Origin of the sequence: Azospira sp., from assembly GCF_030247495.1 — a bacterium.
GTDB classification, from domain to species: domain Bacteria; phylum Pseudomonadota; class Gammaproteobacteria; order Burkholderiales; family Rhodocyclaceae; genus Azospira; species Azospira oryzae.
Map to the genome: position 1 here is coordinate 55,020 of NZ_JAOTRW010000007.1, position 16,094 is coordinate 71,113.

The window sequence follows — 16,094 nt, forward strand, 5'->3', positions numbered from 1 at the left end:
CATTTCAGGCCGGGCCGCTTTAAGGTACTGCTCTCGCTTCTGCGGCTCAGCGCCGCTGGCGCACCGTCTCGAACAGGCAGATGGCGGCGGCGGCGGCCACGTTGAGGGATTCGCTGCCCCCCGGCATGGGAATGGCCAGGGGCGCATTGGTCAGGGCCAGCACGGCGGGCCGCACGCCCTGCCCTTCGGAACCGAAGACCCAGGCCACCGGGCCGCGCAGGTCCGCATCGAAGAGGTCGCCCTGGGCCCCCAGGCAGGTAACGGCGGCCTTGCCGCCATAGCCGGCCAGGAAGGCGCAGAGGTCCTGGTTCTCATGGATGACCGTCTGGAAATGGGCGCCCTGCCCCGCCCGCAGGGTCTTGGGTGCCCAGGCCTGGGCGCAATCCGCGCTCAGCAGCACCTGGCGGAAGCCGGCGGCGGCGGCGCTGCGCAGGATGGAGCCCAGGTTGCCCGGGTCCTGCACGCCGTCCAGCAGCACCGCATCGCCCTGGGCGTCGGGGCCGGCGGCGGGCACCGGGGTGTTGATGAGGCCGACGATGCCGGTGGGCGTATCCACCAGCCCCAGGTCTTCGAACAGGCGTTCGCTCAGCACCGTCTGCTTGATGCCGGCGGAGGCGGCCAGGTAGGCGGCGATTTCGGGCTTGTCCCGGGCCGCCTCGCTGACGAACAGCTCCCGCACCTTCTGGAAGCGCTCCTCGTAGGCCGTCAGCAGATGCATGCCGTCGAGCACGGAAAAGCCGGTCTTGCGCCGCTCCCGGCCGGACTGGCAGAGGCGCCGCAACTGGCGGTAGGCGGGATTGTCGGGGGATTCGACGAAGCGCATGGTTCAGAACAGCTCGGCCTGGGCCAGCAGCAGCTTCACCGGGCCGAAGGAGCGCCGGTGGATGGGGCTCGGCCCGTGCTGCCGCAGGCGCTCCAGATGGTCCGCCGTGGGGTAGCCCATGTGGCGGTCGAAGCCGTATTGGGGGTATTGGCGGTGCAGGTCGAGCATGGCCTCGTCCCGGGCCGTCTTGGCCAGGATGGAGGCGGCGGCAATGCAGGCCACCTTGCCGTCTCCCTTGACCACCGCCTCCGCCGGCACCGCCAGCTTGGGGCAGCGGTTGCCGTCCACCAGGGCCCGCAGGGGCGCCACGGCAAGGCCGGCGACGGCCCGCTGCATGGCCAGCATGGTGGCATGGAGGATGTTGAGACGGTCGATCTCGGCCACGGAGGCTTCCGCCACGCACCAGGCCAGGGCCTTTTCCCGGATTTCCGGGGCCAGGGCCTCGCGCTTCGCCGCGCTCAGCTTTTTCGAGTCGTTGAGGCCGGCGATGGGCCGGGCCGGGTCCAGGATCACCGCCGCCGCCACCACGCTGCCCGCCAGGGGGCCGCGGCCGGCTTCGTCGATGCCGCAGACCAGGTCGTCAAACAGCTGCAGGGACATCGTCGGCCCGCACGGGACGGCGCCCGAGCACGGAAAGGATGGCCGCCGCCGCCTTCTCCGCCGTGTTCTGGCGCAGCTGCAGGTGGATGCGGGTGAATTCGTCCTCGATGCGGCCGCGCAGCAGCTTGTCGGTCTGCAGGTTGAGCAGGGCCTGGGCCAGGTTGTCCGGCGTCGCATCGTCCTGCAGGAATTCGGGCACCACGAACTGGCCGGCCAGGATGTTGGGCAGGCCCACCCAGGGCTGGTACTTCATCCGCTTCATGAGGCGCCAGGAGAAAGGCGCCATGCGGTAGGCGATGGCCATGGGACGCTTGAGCAGCGCCGCTTCCAGAGTGGCGGTGCCGCTGGCCACCAGCACCGTGTCGGCGGCCGCCATGGCATCGTGGGAATGGCCGAAGAGCAGGGTGAACGGCACATCCAGGGCCTGATGGCGGTAGATGGCGGTCTCGAACAGCAGGCGGGTTTCCCGGGTGGCCAGGGGCACCAGGAACAGGGCCTTGGGCATGCGGGAGTAAATGCGCTTGGCCGTCTCGATGAAGGTGTCCGCCATGTACTCCAGCTCGGACTGGCGGCTGCCGGGGAGGAAGGCGAAGATCGGCGCCTCCAGGGGCAGGTTCAGCTTTTCCCGGGCCGACTGGCGGTTGATCTCCAGGGGCACCATGTCGGCCACCGGATGGCCCACGTAGTCCACCGGCACGCCCTTGGCCTCGTACAGGGCCGGCTCGAAGGGGAACAGGCAGAGCATGCGGGAGACGGAACGGGCGATCTTGTGGATGCGCTTGCCGCGCCAGGCCCAGATGGAGGGGCTGACGTAGTGGATGGCGGGAATGCCCTTGTTCTTCAGGCTCCGCTCCAGATCCAGATTGAAATCCGGCGCGTCCACGCCGATGAAGACATCGGGCTTTTCCTCCAGCAGACGCTTTTTCAGCTGGCGGCGGATGCCGGTGATTTCCCGGTAGTGCTTGAGCACTTCCACATAGCCGCGCACCGCCAGCTTTTCCAGGGGCCACCAGGCATCGAAGCCCTGGGCCGACATCTTGGGGCCGCCGATGCCGTAGAAGGTGGCGTCTGGCAGGTGCTGCTTGAGCGCCTTGATCAGATGGCTGGCCAGGAGGTCGCCCGAGGCTTCCCCCGCCACCATGGCGATACGGATTCCGTTGCCCGCCATGGCCTCACCGAACGATGCCGCGCTTGGACACGGCGAGGAAATCGAGCAACAGCTGGTATTCGGGATGTTTGGCCAGATCGGCCTCCAGCTTGGCCTTGGCTTCTTCCAGGGTCAGGCCGGACTTGTAGATGGCCCGGTAGGCCCGCTTCAGGGCCATCACCGCCTCGGAGGAGAAACCGCGGCGCTTCAGGCCCTCGCTGTTGATGCCGTAGGGCGAGGCCGTATTGCCGGCAGCGGTGACGTAGGGCGGCAAATCCTGGAACAGGATGGTGCCCATGCCGGTCATGGAATGGGCACCAATGCGCACGAACTGGTGCACCACGGTGAAACCGCCGAGGATGGCGTGGTCGTCCACATGGCAGTGGCCGGCCAGCTGGGCATTGTTGGCGAAAATGGTGTGGTTGCCCACCTGACAGTCGTGGGCCAGGTGCACGTAGGCCATGATCCAGTTGTCGTTGCCCAGACGGGTGACGCCACCGTCCTGGATGGTGCCCAGGTTGAAGGTGCAGAATTCCCGGATGACGTTACGGTCGCCGATTTCCAGACGGGTCGGTTCGCCGGCGTACTTCTTGTCCTGGGGTTCGGCACCGATGGAGCAGAACTGGAAAATCCGGTTGTCCCGGCCGATCGTGGTATGGCCTTCGATCACCACATGGGGACCGATCTCGGTGTTGTCACCGATCTGCACATGCTCGCCGATGATGGAATAGGCGCCGACGGAGACGTTCGCTCCGAGCCTGGCTCCGGGATGGACGATGGCCGTCTGATGGATCATGGGCTTACTCGATGGAACGGACGGTGCACATCAGTTCGGCTTCGGTGGCCAGCTGGCCATCGACCTGGGCTTCGGCCTTGAACTTCCAGATGCCGCGCTTGCTGGCGATGATCTCCACATGCAGGTTGAGCTGGTCGCCCGGGCTCACCGGCTTCTTGAAACGGGCGCCGTCGATGCCGGCAAAGTAATAGACGGACTTGTCGTCAGGCTTGGAACCCATGGTCTTGAAGGACAGGATGGCAGCGGCCTGGGCCAGGGCTTCCAGGATCAGCACGCCGGGCATGACCGGATGGTGCGGGAAGTGGCCGTTGAAGAAGGGCTCGTTGATGGTCACGTTCTTGATGGCATGGATACTCTTGCCTGGCTCGCATTCGAGCACCCGGTCCACCAGCAGGATGGGATAACGGTGGGGCAGGTATTCGAGAATTTGGTGAATATCCATATTGGTCAAGATTTTTTCTCCAGCTCACTAAGTTTTTTTTCAAGTTCATGGACCCGGTCCGCCAGCTTCGACAGATGGCGCAGGTGGGCCGCATTCTTCAGCCAGCCCTCGTGGCGCTCCACGGGGAAGGCTCCGGTGTATTGACCGGGCTGTTTCAGGCTCTTGGCCACCAGGGTGCCGGAAGAGACATGCACATCGTCCCCCAGCTCCAGGTGGCCCAGGATGATGGCACCGCCACCGACGGTACAGCGCCTGCCGATGCGGGCGCTGCCGGCGATGCCGACGCAGCCGGCCATGGCCGCGTGGTCGCCGATCACCACGTTGTGGCCGACCTGGATCTGGTTGTCGAGCTTGACGCCGTCGCCGATCACGGTGTCCTCGATAGCGCCCCGGTCGATGGTGGTGTTGGCGCCGATTTCCACATCGTCGCCGATGATGACGCGCCCCACCTGGGGAATCTTCAGCCAGGCCTCGCCATCCTTGGCGAAACCGAAGCCGTCGGCACCGATCACGGCACCGGCATGGATCAGGACCCGCTTGCCGATGCGGCAACCGGCATAGACGGTGACATTGGGATGCAGCACCGAACCGTCGCCGATACTGGCGCCGTCGCCGATGACGCAGCCGGCATGGATCACCACGCCCTCGCCCAATTGCACATCCTGCCCCAGCACCACGCTCGGATGCACCGGCGTTTTTGGCTGACGAGCCGGATAGAGCAGCTGGGCTACCCGAGCGTAATAAGTGTAGGAATTGGCGGCAACGATGCGGGGCCGGTCCGTGCCGTCCTGCATGGCCGGAGGCACGATGACTGCGGCCGCCCGGGTGCTCGCCAGCTGGCTGCGATACTTGGGGTTGGAGAGGAAGCTGATCTGCCCCTCGCCGGCCCCGGCCAGGGTGCCCACCCCGCAAATCCGGACGGCACCGTCACCCAGCAGGGAGCCTCCCAGACGGGCGACGATTTCGTCGAGACGAATCCCCTCCCCCGTCACGCGGCCCCCTGGCAAATCGGCTTACTTGCCGGCCTTGTCGTCGGACAGGGCCTTGATCACCTTGTCGGTGATGTCCAGCTTGGGGCTGACCCAGACCACATCCTGCAGGATCAGGTCGAACTTCTCGTTCTCGGCGATCTGCTTGATGGCCTTGTTGGCCTTTTCCAGCACGGCGGCCATTTCCTCGTTCTGGCGCAGGTTCAGGTCTTCGCGGAACTCGCGCTGACGGCGCTGGAAGTCGCGGTTCAGATCGTTCAGCTCGCGCTCCTTGTTGCGGCGCTCGCTCTCGGACATGGTGACGCCGTTCTTTTCCAGATTTTCCTGCAGGGTCTGCAGTTTCTTGGCAACGACCTGGAGGTCCTGGTCCCGGCGGGAAAACTCGGCATCCAGCTTCTTCTGGGCCTTGACGGCAGCGGGGGCATCGCGGAACACCCGCTGGGTATTCACGTAACCGATCTTGTTCGCTTCATTGGCAAAAGCGGGCACAGCCAGAAATGCAGACAGGACAGCGGCGGCACCGACATTAAGCATTTTGTATTTCAAACCAGTCTCTCCTGATTAAAAAGTAGTACCCATGGTGAACTGGAAGCGCTGGGTCTTGTCGCCTTCCTTGTCGTTCAGCGGCTGAGCCACGCTGAACTTGAGCGGCCCCATGGGCGAAGCCCACGCCACGGCCAGACCCGTGGAATAACGCAGGTCACCCAAGGCAAACTTGGAGTAATCCCCGTTGTCGTCCTTGGGGCCAAAGACCTGGCCGGCGTCCACGAACCAGCCCAGACGCAAGGACTTGTCCAGACCAGTACCGGGCATCGGGAACAACAGTTCGGCATTCATCACCACCCGCTTGGTACCGCCGATGGCTTCGTCATTCTGACGGGGGCCGAGGCTGGCCACATCGTAGCCGCGCACTGAAGTCACGCCGCCAGCGTAATAGCTGCGATAGAACGGCAGGGACTTGCCGTTCAGGCCATTACCGATACCAAGCTCCCCATTCAGCATCAGGACCAGGTCCTTGGTGAAGGGGAAGAAACGCTGGTGCTGGAGGTTCATCTTGTAGTACTTGAGACTGCCAGCCGGTGCCACTTCGGCACTGACCCGGGTCATACCGCCCTTGGTCGGATAGATCAAACTGTCCCGACCATCCTGGGACCAACCGACCGTACCACTGAACGAGGTGTTGGAATTACCGAATTCCTTGACGTGGTCCAGGTAAATCTGGCGACTGGTGGAGAGCGTCGTGATATCGGTGTTATCCACAGCCACGCCGAAACTGAAGGTTTCCTTTTCGGCAATGGGAATACCCCAACGCAGGCCGCCACCGATGGAGGTGGTCTTGTAGCTCTTGGCGTAGTAGCTCGAGTTGGTGGGATCGTAGGTTTTCTTATAGACATCGAAACCCTGACTGATCCCGTCCACCGTGAAGTAGGGATTGGTATAGGAGAGCGAATAGGTCTCCCGGGACTTGGCCGTATTCACGCCGACCGAAACCGACTTGCCGCTGCCGAAGACGTTCTGCTGGGCAATGGAGCCGGACAGGATGACGCCATCGTTACTGGAGAAGCCGGCACCCAGCATCAGGTTGCCGGTGGGCTTTTCCGTGACGTTCATGGAGACATCCACCTGGTCGCTGGTACCGGCCACCGGTGGTGTTTCCACGGTCACATCGGAGAAGTAGCCGAGCTTGTCCACGCGCTGCTTGGAGAGCTGGATCTTTTCGGCATCGTACCAGCCGCCCTCCATCTGGCGCATTTCCTGGCGGATGACCTCATCCCGGGTCCGCGTATTGCCACCGATGTTGATACGGCGTACATAGACCCGCTTGCCCGGATCCACGAAGATGGTGAAGGCGACCTGGCGCTTTTCCTTGTCCACTTCGGGTGCGGAGTTCACGTTGGCAAAGGCGTAGCCTTCGCGTCCCAGGCGATCGGAAACGGCCTTCTGGGTTTCATTCAGTTTTTCCCGGGAGAAAATCTCGCCCGGCTTGATGGTCACCAGCTTGCGCAATTCGGCTTCAGGCGCAATCAGGTCACCAGCCAGCTTCACCGAGGAAACAATGAACCGCTCCCCCTCATTGACGCTGATGGTGATGTAGATGTCCTTCTTGTCCGGACTGATGGAAACCTGGGTGGACTCCACATTGAATTCCAGATAGCCCCGGTTCTGGTAATAGGACTTGAGGCTTTCCAGGTCGGCGGAAAGCTTCTGCTTGGAATACTGATCGTTCTTGGTGTACCAGGTCAGCCAGCCAGGCGTCTGCAACTGGAAGAGTTCCAGCAGTTCCTTTTCCTTGAAAGCCTGGTTGCCGACGATGTTGATCTGCTTGATCTTGGCCGCATCGCCTTCGTCAATGGTGAAGTTGATGGCAACCCGGTTCCGCTCCAGAGGCGTTACCGTGGTCTTGATCTCCACCGCGTATTTGCCGCGGGAGAGATACTGGCGCTTCAACTCCTGCTCCGCCTTGTCCAGCAGCGCCCGGTCGAAAATGCGGGACTCGGCCAGACCGACGTCCTTCAGGCCCTTCTTCAATTGGTCCTTGTCGAACTCCTTGAGGCCGACAAAATCGATCTGGGAGATGGCAGGCCGCTCTTCCAGCACCAGGACCATGACATCGCCATCAACCTCGATGCGCACGTCCTTGAAAAAGCCGGTGGCGAACAGGGCCTTGATGGCCTGGGCGGCACGCTCGTCATTCAGGGTGTCGCCGACGCGGACCGGCAGGTAGCTGAATACGGTACCGGCTTCGGTACGCTGAATACCTTCAACACGGATATCTTTGACCACAAACGGGTCGAAGGCTTGGGCCGCAGAAGCGAAAAGCGCCGCAACAACCCCTGCCAACAGGTTTTTGTTCATATTCAGCCGGAAATCAATCGGTTGATGTCGTTGTAGAAGGCAAACGCCATGAGCAACAAAAGCAGCGCCAGCCCGATTTGTTGACCAATCTCCATGAACCGCTCCGAGACTGGCCCTCGCTTGATAATCTCAATCATATGATACATCAAATGCCCGCCATCCAGCACCGGCACGGGGAGCAGATTGAGGATGCCCAGACTGATGCTGACCAGGGCCAAAAACTTGAGGTAGTAGTCGATGCCCATGCGAGCCGATTGACCCGCGTAATCGGCGATGGTGACCGGACCGCTGAGATTGCGCCAGGACACCTCTCCCGTCAGCATCTTGCCCATCATCACCAGGCTGAAGGAGGATTTTTCCCAGGTTTCCTCGACCGCCTTGGACAAGGCGGTCAGCACATCGTAGCGCACCGTGACCGTCAACTCGTCGCGGCTGGGACCCGCATCGCGCACGCCGACGCCGATGCGCCCGATCCTGGCGCCGCGATCCCCATAGCCTTCCGGCACGACACTGATTTCCAGCCGGGCATCGTCGCGAAGAATGCTCAGGCGCAGAGGCTGGTCCGGCGCACTGCGGATTTTCTGCACCACATCCGACCAGAATTCGATGGCCACGCCATCCACCGCCAGCACCCGATCACCACTCAGGAGCCCCGCGGCCTCCGCCGGACTGCCGGGCGTCACCTTGCCGAACACCGGCGCCAGCTGGGGCCGGAAAAAATTCACCCCCAGGAGCCCCAGCGGATCCCCCTCGTACCCCTGCTCCCTCAAAGGCGCCAGGTTGAGGCGCCGGAATACGATTTGCTGACGGGCGTCCTGGACTTCGATGCTCACATAGCCGGGATCGGGCTCTCCACCTTCGGCCCCGGCGGACTTATTGACGCTGGACTGCAGCAGTTCCCAGCGGAAATCCTGCCAGGTCTGCACCGGCCGGCCATCCACCCGGACCACCACTTCGCCGTTTTGAATACCCGCCTCGGCGGCCGCGGAGGCGGCCGGTGGCGCGCCCAGGATGGGGCGCAGTTCTTCGGTGCCGCTGTAGAAAAGCCCCCAGTAAATCAGGACCGCCAGCAGCAGGTTGGCCAGGGGGCCCGCCGCCACAATGGCCATGCGCTTGCCCACCGGCTGCACGTTGAAGGCCCGGTGCAGTTCCTGGGCCGCCACGGGAGCCTCCCGCTCGTCGAGCATCTTGACGTAGCCGCCCAGCGGGAAGGCACCGACGGCCCATTCGGTACGGTCCGCCCCGGAGAACAGCGAAAAAATTGGCCGTCCAAAACCGATGGAAAAGCGCAGGACCTTCACGCCGCAAAGCCGGGCGACCCAATAATGTCCCAGTTCGTGCACCACGATCAGGATACCGAGGACGACGGCGAATGCCGCCAGGTAGAAAAGGAAGTTGCTCACCGCAGCGATTCCCGGGCCAACAGTTCCCTGGCCTTGGCACGGGCCTGGGCATCGGCGCCCATCACGTCGTCAAGACTGCCCACGGCGACCGCGGGAATGGCATCGAGGGTCGCCTCAATGACGCGGGGAATAGCGGTAAAGCTGATGGTACCGGCCAAGAATGCCTCCACTGCCACTTCGTTGGCTGCGTTGAGCAGGGCCGGGGCACTGCCCTCCTCCGCCAGAGCCCGATAGGCCAGGGAGAGGCAGGGGAAACGCCGGTTGTCGGGCTCCTGGAAATCCAGCCGGCCAACCTGGAACAGGTCGAGAGGGCCGACCCCGGACTCGATGCGCTCGGGAAAGGCCAGTGCATGGGCGATCGGAGTGCGCATGTCCGGGTTGCCCAGTTCGGCCAGCACCGAGCCATCCACATACTCCACCAGGGAATGGATGACGCTCTGGGGATGGATCACCACCTGGATCTTGTCGGCGGCCACGTTGAACAGATAGTGGGCCTCGATCACCTCCAGGCCCTTGTTCATCATGGAAGCGGAATCCACTGAAATCTTGCGCCCCATGACCCAGTTGGGATGGGCGCAGGCCTGATCCGGCGTGACCGATTCGAGACTCTCTGCCGTGGCGTTGCGGAACGGCCCGCCGGAGGCGGTGAGCAGAATCCGACGCACCCCATTTCTTGATAAATCACTTGAGAAATTAATCGGAAGTGATTGAAAAATAGCGTTATGCTCACTATCGATAGGCAGTAATGTGGCGCCATGCCGGGCCACTGCAGCCATGAACACCGGCCCGGCCATGACCAGGGCTTCCTTGTTGGCCAGCAGCACTTTCTTGCCGCAACGGACCGCGGCCAGGGTGGGCGCCAGACCGGCTGCGCCGACGATGGCAGCCATGACCGCATCCACCTCCGCCAGCTCCGCCATCTGACACAAGGCCTGGGGACCGTGTAGCACCTCGATGGAGAGCCCCGCCAGCCGGCCCCTCAAATCGTGGGCCAGAGCCTCGGTACCGACTACGGCATAAGATGGCAGGAATTCCCGACACTGTTCCGCCAGCTTGTCCACCTGCCGGTGGGCACACAGAGCCACCACCCGGTAGCGCTGGGGATGGCGGCGGACGACGTCCAGAGTGCTGACGCCGATGGAGCCGGTGGAACCTAGGATGGTGAGACGCTGGGGCTGCATGGGGAGTCCGGCAAAAAATACGGAAGGATCAGAGAACGAGCCAGAGCAGGGTCACCAAAGGCAGGGTCGAAGTGAGACTGTCGATGCGATCCAGAATGCCGCCATGGCCGGGCAACAGCTGGCTGCTGTCCTTGATGCCGGCCTGGCGCTTGAGCAGGGACTCGAACAGGTCGCCGATGATGCTGACCGCGGTCAGCACCAGCAGGGTGGGGATCAGGAGCAGCAAGGGCAAAGCCAGCGCGGAACCGGCAAGGAAATAGACCGCCAGACCGTAGATCAGGACGCCGGCCACGGCGCCATAGGCTCCCTCCCAGGTCTTCCCCGGGCTGATCTGGGGCGCCAGCTTGCGGCGACCGAAGGCCCGGCCGGTGAAGTAGGCGGCAATATCGGCGATCCAGACCAGAGCCATGATGCCGAGCAGAGCCCAAGGACCCAGGTGGCGCAGCAGGACCAGGGCCAGCCAGGTGGGCAAGAGCACCACGGCGCCGGTCAGCAGGCCGAACGCTGTCCCCGACAAGGGAAAGCGCCGCACCAGCCATAAGGGCACCAGCAGGGTCCAAAAACCCAGGGCCGGCAGCAGGAACCACCAGGCCAGGGACAGGGCGGCGCCCTTGTCGAGGCTGCCGGAGAGACCGAGCGCCTCCGGCTGGGCAAGCATCAAGGTGGTACAAGGGACACCAAGGAGCAAGGCCACCGCGATCCGCTGGATGCCGACCAGACGCATCAGGCCGCCCCACTCCCAGGCCGCCAGCATGGCGACTACGGTGGCCAGCAGGGTCCAGCCCAGGGGCGAAAGCAGGAACAGGGCGGCCAGGAAACCGATCAGCAGGAAAATGGCGGTGATGACCCGGGCCTTAAGCATGGGAGTTCCCCTTGGTGTCGGTGGCGAGCTGCTCGCTGGTACGGCCGAAGCGGCGCTCCCGCTGCTGGTAGGAAGCAATGGCGGCCTCCAGGGCGGCCGTATCGAATTCGGGCCAGAGGGTATCGGTGAAATAGAATTCCGAGTAGGCCAGCTGCCAGAGCAGGAAATTGCTGATGCGCTGCTCGCCCCCGGTGCGGATGAACAGATCCGGCTCCGGGGCATAGGCCATGGCCAGGAAAGGCGCCAGGTCCTCTTCCTGCCACTGTCCGAGCTTGTCGGGACAGGCCTGGGCCAGACGGTTGGCCGCCTGCAGGATGTCCCAACGACCGCCGTAGTTGGCGGCAATGGTCAGGGTCAGGCGCTCGTTGCCGGCAGTGCGTTCCTCGCCCTGGCGGATGAGTTGCTGCAAGGCGGGATCGAAACGGGACAGGTCGCCCACGATGCGCAGGCGTACACCGTTGCTGTGCAGCCGTTCCACCTCCTGCTGCAGCGCCTTGACGAACAACTGCATGAGCAGGCTGACTTCATCCTGGGGACGGCGCCAGTTCTCGGAACTGAAGGCGAACAGGGTCAGGTATTCCACCCCTTTTTCCAGGCAAGCCCGCACCATGTCGCGGACGGACTCGACGCCTTTGGTGTGACCGGCAAAACGGGGGAGGAAACGCTTTTTGGCCCACCGGCCATTGCCATCCATGATGATGGCAATGTGCCGGGGCACCGCTGCCGCCCGGGGAATCTCCCGGGTGGAGCTTTTGAAAATGGACATCCGGTGAAATCTCCCGGAAGGGGAAGATGGCGGTCAGACCGCCATCAGCTCGGCTTCCTTCTGGGCGACGAGCTTGTCCACTTCGGCAATGTATTTGTCGGTGAGCTTCTGGATGTCGTCCTGGGTACGACGCTCGTCGTCCTCGGAAATCTCCTTGGACTTGACGCCCTCCTTCAGGCTGTTGTTGGCATCCCGGCGCAGGTTGCGCACGGCCACCTTGGCATTCTCGCCTTCGCCCTTGACCACCTTGGTCAGGTCGCGGCGGCGCTCTTCAGTCAGGGGAGGCATCGGCACGCGGATCAGGTCGCCCTGGGTGGCCGGATTGAGGCCCAGATCGGAATCGCGGATGGCCTTTTCGATCTTGGCGCCCATGCCCTTTTCCCAGGGCTGCACGCCGATGGTGCGGGCGTCCACCAGGGTGATGTTGGCCACCTGGTTAACCGGCACCATGCTGCCGTAGTAATCCACCTGCACGTGATCCAGCAGGCCGGTATGGGCACGGCCGGTGCGGACCTTGGCGAGGTCGTTCTTCAAGGCCTCGATGGACTTCTGCATCTTGGCTTCGGTGTTCTTCTTGACTTCGGAAATCATGGTCTGTTCCCCTCAGCAGTAGACCAGCGTGCCTTCCGCTTCACCCAGCACCACCCGCTTCAGGGCGCCGCTCTTGAAGATGGAAAACACGTTGATCGGCAGTTTCTGGTCGCGGCACAGCGCGAATGCAGTGGCATCCATGACCGCCAGATTACGGGCGATGGCTTCGTCGAAACTGATCTTGTCGTAACGGGTGGCGGACGGGTCCTTCTTCGGATCGGCAGTGTAGATGCCGTCCACCTTGGTCGCCTTGAGCACGATCTGGGCGCCGATTTCGGCACCGCGCAGGGCGGCGGCGGTATCGGTGGTGAAGAAGGGGTTGCCGGTGCCGGCAGCGAAAATGACGATGCGGCCCTGTTCCAGATAGCGGATGGCCTTACCCCGGATGTAGGGCTCCACCACCTGCTCGATATCCAGGGCGGACTGGACCCGGCTGTTGAGGCCGGCCATGCGCATGGCGTCCTGCAGGGCCAGACCGTTCATGACGGTGGCCAGCATGCCCATGTAGTCGGCGGTAGCCCGGTCCATGCCGGTGGCGGCAGGCGCAACACCGCGGAAGATGTTGCCGCCGCCGATGACCACGCCGATTTCCACCCCCAGTTCAGCCACTTCCTTGATCTCGGCGACAATCTCGGAGATCGTCTGGCGATTTATGCCGTAGGCATCGGAGCCCATCAGGGCCTCACCGCTGAGTTTGAGGAGAATACGCTTGTAGGCCGGCTGGGGAGTGGTATCGGGCATGGGCATCCTTAGATTGCTAGATTACTTCTGGGCAGCAGCGGCAGCCTGGGCAGCCACTTCAGCAGCGAAGTCGGTGACCTTCTTCTCGATGCCTTCGCCCACGATGAACAGGGTGAAAGCGGCCACGGAGGCACCCTTGGCCTTCAGCAGCTGTTCGATGGTCTGCTTGCCGTCTTCAGCCTTGACGAAGACCTGGGCCAGCAGGGTCACTTCCTTCAGGAACTTCTGCACGGTGCCGTCGGCGATCTTTTCCAGCATGGCTTCGGGCTTGTTGTCGGCACGGGCCTTTTCGATGGCGACGCGACGCTCGGTGTCGATCAGTTCCTGGGAAACGCCGGAAGCATCCAGAGCCTTGGGCTTGGAAGCGGCGATGTGCATGGCGATGTCCTTGGCCAGCTGTTCGTCGCCGCCCACCAGGTCCAGCAGCACGCCGATCTTGGCGCCGCCGTGGATGTAGGAGGCCAGCTTGCCCTGGGCTTCCACGCGCACGAAGCGGCGGAAGGACATGTTTTCACCGATCTTGCCGACCAGGGCGGCACGGATGGATTCCAGGCTCTGACCACCCACTTCCAGGGCGGAGAGGGCTTCCACGTCGGCCGGGTTCTTGGTGGCCACCAGTTCGGCGGCGTTCTTCACCAGCTCCAGGAAGTCGTCGTTCTTGGCCACGAAGTCGGTTTCGCAGTTCACTTCAACGATGGCGCCCAGCTTGGCGTCAGCGGAAATGTAGATGCCGACCACGCCTTCGGCGGTCACGCGGGCAGCGGCCTTGGTAGCCTTGTTGCCCAGCTTGACGCGCAGGATTTCCTCGGCCTTGCCCATGTCGCCGTCGGCTTCGGTCAGGGCCTTCTTGCATTCCATCATCGGCGCATCGGTCTTTGCGCGCAGTTCAGCCACCATGCTTGCGGTAATTGCCGCCATATTTTTTCTCCGGTTGCTACTGGAAGGGCGCCACGCAGGCGCCCTTCCGGATTGACATAAACGAATCAGAAACGCCGCTCGGAAGCGGCGTCGGAAGGGACCGATTACTCGGCAGCTTCTTCCACTTCAACGAACTCGTCGTCGCCGCCGGTGGCAGCCACGATTTCCTGCAGGGACATGCTGCGGCCTTCCAGGATGGCATCGGCCACGCCACGGGCGTACAGGCGGATGGCGCGGGAGGAGTCGTCGTTGCCGGGGATCACGTAATCCACGCCTTCGGGGGAGTGGTTGGTATCAACCACGGCGATCACGGGGATGCCCAGCTTGTTGGCTTCGGTGATGGCGATCTTGTGGTAGCCCACGTCCACCACGAACAGGGCGTCGGGCAGGCCGGCCATGTTCTTGATGCCGCCGATGGACTTCTGCAGCTTTTCCAGTTCGCGCTTCTGCATCAGGGCTTCCTTCTTGCCCAGACGCTCGATGGAGCCGTCCTCGACGGACTGTTCCATGTCCTGCAGACGCTTGATGGACTGCTTGACGGTCTTGAAGTTGGTCAGCATGCCGCCCAGCCAGCGCTGGTCAACATAGGGGGTGCCGGCGCGCTGGGCTTCTTCGGCGATGATCTCGCGAGCCTGGCGCTTGGTGCCGACGAACATGATGGTGCCCTTGTTGGCGGCCAGCTTCTTCACAAAGGCCATGGCTTCGTTGTACTTGGCCAGGGTCTTTTCCAGGTTGACGATGTGAATCTTGTTGCGGGCACCGAAGATGTACTGAGCCATCTTCGGGTTCCAGAAACGGGTTTGGTGGCCGAAGTGAACACCGGCTTCCAGCATCTGACGCATAGTTGCGGACATATAAAACTCCTCAAGGGTTGAACCGCCATCCGCCGCATTACAGCTTAAAAAGCCACTACTGCCACCCGCAAAGCGGGCACCCTAGATAGAGGCGGATGTGAGTGATTTGCCCGGAACCGGACCACCCGGTTCCATGACATGCAGGCCTGGCAAAACAGTTTTGCCAGCCCCGTCTTCCCGGTTTCGATGGACCGAAGCCGAAAAGCCGCAGGATTTTAGCATTTCATCGCTTTTTACTCAAGGCGAACCACCGGCCACCAAAATTGCCTAAGGGGGGCGCCTTCTATATCCTTCGCCCTTCAACCCGCATCAGACAAAGAGCCGCAATGAGCGTCATCATCAAAACCGCCGACGAAATCGAAAAAATGCGTATCGCCTGCCGCCTGGCGGCGGAAGTGCTCGACCACGTCACCCCCTATGTGAAGCCCGGCGTCACCACCGGCGAACTGGACCGCATCTGCCACGACTACATGGTCAATGTGCAGGGCTGCATCCCCGCCCCCCTCAACTACGCCCCGCCGGGTTACACGCCCTACCCCAAGTCCATCTGCACCTCCATCAACCACCAGGTGTGCCATGGCATCCCGGGGGAAAAGCCGCTGAAGAACGGCGACATCGTCAACCTGGACATCACCGTCATCAAGGACGGCTTCCACGGCGACACCAGCCGCATGTTCGTGGTCGGCGAAGGCTCCATCCTGGCCAAGCGCCTGTGCGAGATCACCCACGACTGCATGTGGATCGGCATCAACCAGATCAAGCCCGGCGCCCACCTGGGCGACATCGGCGCCGCCATCCAGAAATATGCGGAAAATGCCGGTTTTTCCGTGGTCCGGGAATTCTGCGGCCACGGCATCGGCCGCAAGTTCCACGAAGACCCCCAGGTCCTGCACTACGGCAAGGCCGGCACCGGCATCGAACTGAAACCCGGCATGATCTTCACCGTGGAACCCATGATCAACGCCGGCAAGGCCGCCATCAAGGAAATGGGCGACGGCTGGACCATCGTCACCAAGGACCGCAGCCTTTCCGCCCAGTGGGAACACACCATCCTGGTCACCGAAACCGGCTACGAAGCCCTGACCGTCTCCGCCGGCAGCCGCCCCAAACCCGACTGGATCTGAA

17 protein-coding genes are annotated in these 16,094 nt (G+C 62.9%); 1 reads left to right on the forward strand and 16 read right to left on the reverse strand.

The window, feature by feature from the left end:
- Window positions 1-46 precede the first annotated feature (46 nt).
- From OEL49_RS11540 to rpsB, 16 genes are all read right to left on the reverse strand, one after another.
- Entirely contained in the window at window positions 47-823 is a 777-nt protein-coding gene (locus OEL49_RS11540; protein WP_014237710.1) for a TrmH family RNA methyltransferase, read from the reverse strand.
- A gap of 3 nt (window positions 824-826) precedes the next feature.
- Window positions 827-1,423 carry a ribonuclease HII gene (gene rnhB / locus OEL49_RS11545; RefSeq protein ID WP_130458546.1) on the reverse strand — a complete coding sequence of 199 codons (597 nt, stop codon included), beginning with the start codon at window positions 1,421-1,423 and terminating at the stop codon, window positions 827-829.
- Complete coding sequence (gene lpxB, locus OEL49_RS11550) at window positions 1,404-2,591, reverse strand: lipid-A-disaccharide synthase (protein WP_287874736.1); 1,188 nt, start codon at window positions 2,589-2,591, stop codon at window positions 1,404-1,406. The genes rnhB and lpxB overlap by 20 nt, the downstream gene beginning before the upstream one ends.
- Window positions 2,592-2,595: 4 nt before the next feature.
- Window positions 2,596-3,366: an acyl-ACP--UDP-N-acetylglucosamine O-acyltransferase gene (lpxA, locus tag OEL49_RS11555; RefSeq protein WP_014237713.1), complete on the reverse strand. Its 771-nt coding sequence runs from the start codon at window positions 3,364-3,366 to the stop codon at window positions 2,596-2,598.
- Between the two features lie 4 nt (window positions 3,367-3,370).
- Window positions 3,371-3,808, reverse strand: coding sequence for a 3-hydroxyacyl-ACP dehydratase FabZ (gene fabZ, locus OEL49_RS11560; RefSeq protein WP_205230380.1), 438 nt, complete (start codon window positions 3,806-3,808; stop codon window positions 3,371-3,373).
- 5 nt (window positions 3,809-3,813) lie between these two features.
- Window positions 3,814-4,800: a UDP-3-O-(3-hydroxymyristoyl)glucosamine N-acyltransferase gene (gene lpxD, locus OEL49_RS11565; protein ID WP_287874738.1), complete on the reverse strand. Its 987-nt coding sequence runs from the start codon at window positions 4,798-4,800 to the stop codon at window positions 3,814-3,816.
- A gap of 21 nt (window positions 4,801-4,821) precedes the next feature.
- Complete coding sequence (locus tag OEL49_RS11570; RefSeq protein WP_205230382.1) at window positions 4,822-5,343, reverse strand: OmpH family outer membrane protein; 522 nt, start codon at window positions 5,341-5,343, stop codon at window positions 4,822-4,824.
- 15 nt (window positions 5,344-5,358) lie between these two features.
- Window positions 5,359-7,653, reverse strand: coding sequence for an outer membrane protein assembly factor BamA (gene bamA / locus OEL49_RS11575; protein ID WP_287874740.1), 2,295 nt, complete (start codon window positions 7,651-7,653; stop codon window positions 5,359-5,361).
- 2 nt (window positions 7,654-7,655) lie between these two features.
- Window positions 7,656-9,056 carry an RIP metalloprotease RseP gene (gene rseP / locus OEL49_RS11580; RefSeq protein WP_287874742.1) on the reverse strand — a complete coding sequence of 467 codons (1,401 nt, stop codon included), beginning with the start codon at window positions 9,054-9,056 and terminating at the stop codon, window positions 7,656-7,658.
- A complete protein-coding gene (ispC, locus tag OEL49_RS11585; protein ID WP_014237719.1) occupies window positions 9,053-10,237 on the reverse strand; it encodes a 1-deoxy-D-xylulose-5-phosphate reductoisomerase in 1,185 nt (394 codons plus the stop codon). Before ispC ends, rseP begins: the two co-directional genes overlap by 4 nt.
- Window positions 10,238-10,265: 28 nt before the next feature.
- Window positions 10,266-11,099 (reverse strand): phosphatidate cytidylyltransferase, encoded by an 834-nt coding sequence (locus OEL49_RS11590; protein WP_014237720.1) that lies wholly within the window; start codon window positions 11,097-11,099, stop codon window positions 10,266-10,268.
- Complete coding sequence (gene uppS, locus OEL49_RS11595) at window positions 11,092-11,865, reverse strand: polyprenyl diphosphate synthase (RefSeq protein ID WP_014237721.1); 774 nt, start codon at window positions 11,863-11,865, stop codon at window positions 11,092-11,094. The genes OEL49_RS11590 and uppS overlap by 8 nt, the downstream gene beginning before the upstream one ends.
- A gap of 33 nt (window positions 11,866-11,898) precedes the next feature.
- Window positions 11,899-12,456, reverse strand: a complete 558-nt coding sequence (gene frr / locus OEL49_RS11600) for a ribosome recycling factor (RefSeq protein WP_014237722.1) — start codon at window positions 12,454-12,456, stop codon at window positions 11,899-11,901.
- 12 nt (window positions 12,457-12,468) lie between these two features.
- On the reverse strand, window positions 12,469-13,197 hold the full coding sequence (gene pyrH, locus OEL49_RS11605; RefSeq protein ID WP_130458553.1) for a UMP kinase: 729 nt from the start codon (window positions 13,195-13,197) through the stop codon (window positions 12,469-12,471).
- Window positions 13,198-13,218: 21 nt separating this feature from the next.
- Entirely contained in the window at window positions 13,219-14,115 is an 897-nt protein-coding gene (gene tsf / locus OEL49_RS11610) for a translation elongation factor Ts (protein ID WP_014237724.1), read from the reverse strand.
- A gap of 104 nt (window positions 14,116-14,219) precedes the next feature.
- Window positions 14,220-14,969 carry a 30S ribosomal protein S2 gene (gene rpsB / locus OEL49_RS11615; RefSeq protein WP_014237725.1) on the reverse strand — a complete coding sequence of 250 codons (750 nt, stop codon included), beginning with the start codon at window positions 14,967-14,969 and terminating at the stop codon, window positions 14,220-14,222.
- 326 nt (window positions 14,970-15,295) lie between these two features.
- On the opposite strand from rpsB, the gene map reads away from it, so the two are divergent.
- Window positions 15,296-16,093 carry a type I methionyl aminopeptidase gene (map, locus tag OEL49_RS11620; RefSeq protein WP_014237726.1) on the forward strand — a complete coding sequence of 266 codons (798 nt, stop codon included), beginning with the start codon at window positions 15,296-15,298 and terminating at the stop codon, window positions 16,091-16,093.
- Window position 16,094: the final 1 nt, after the last annotated feature.

Excerpts from the sequence above, each read along its gene's own strand:
- OEL49_RS11540 (WP_014237710.1), bottom strand. The coding sequence starts at position 823 with ATGCGCTTCGTCGAATCCCCCGACAATCCCGCCTACCGCCAGTTGCGG.
- rnhB (WP_130458546.1), bottom strand. The coding sequence starts at position 1,423 with ATGTCCCTGCAGCTGTTTGACGACCTGGTCTGCGGCATCGACGAAGCC.
- lpxB (WP_287874736.1), bottom strand. The coding sequence starts at position 2,591 with ATGGCGGGCAACGGAATCCGTATCGCCATGGTGGCGGGGGAAGCCTCG.
- lpxA (WP_014237713.1), bottom strand. The coding sequence starts at position 3,366 with ATGATCCATCAGACGGCCATCGTCCATCCCGGAGCCAGGCTCGGAGCG.
- fabZ (WP_205230380.1), bottom strand. The coding sequence starts at position 3,808 with ATGGATATTCACCAAATTCTCGAATACCTGCCCCACCGTTATCCCATC.
- bamA (WP_287874740.1), bottom strand. The coding sequence starts at position 7,653 with ATGAACAAAAACCTGTTGGCAGGGGTTGTTGCGGCGCTTTTCGCTTCT.
- ispC (WP_014237719.1), bottom strand. The coding sequence starts at position 10,237 with ATGCAGCCCCAGCGTCTCACCATCCTAGGTTCCACCGGCTCCATCGGC.
- OEL49_RS11590 (WP_014237720.1), bottom strand. The coding sequence starts at position 11,099 with ATGCTTAAGGCCCGGGTCATCACCGCCATTTTCCTGCTGATCGGTTTC.
- uppS (WP_014237721.1), bottom strand. The coding sequence starts at position 11,865 with ATGTCCATTTTCAAAAGCTCCACCCGGGAGATTCCCCGGGCGGCAGCG.
- frr (WP_014237722.1), bottom strand. The coding sequence starts at position 12,456 with ATGATTTCCGAAGTCAAGAAGAACACCGAAGCCAAGATGCAGAAGTCC.
- pyrH (WP_130458553.1), bottom strand. The coding sequence starts at position 13,197 with ATGCCCGATACCACTCCCCAGCCGGCCTACAAGCGTATTCTCCTCAAA.
- tsf (WP_014237724.1), bottom strand. The coding sequence starts at position 14,115 with ATGGCGGCAATTACCGCAAGCATGGTGGCTGAACTGCGCGCAAAGACC.
- rpsB (WP_014237725.1), bottom strand. The coding sequence starts at position 14,969 with ATGTCCGCAACTATGCGTCAGATGCTGGAAGCCGGTGTTCACTTCGGC.
- map (WP_014237726.1), top strand. The coding sequence starts at position 15,296 with ATGAGCGTCATCATCAAAACCGCCGACGAAATCGAAAAAATGCGTATC.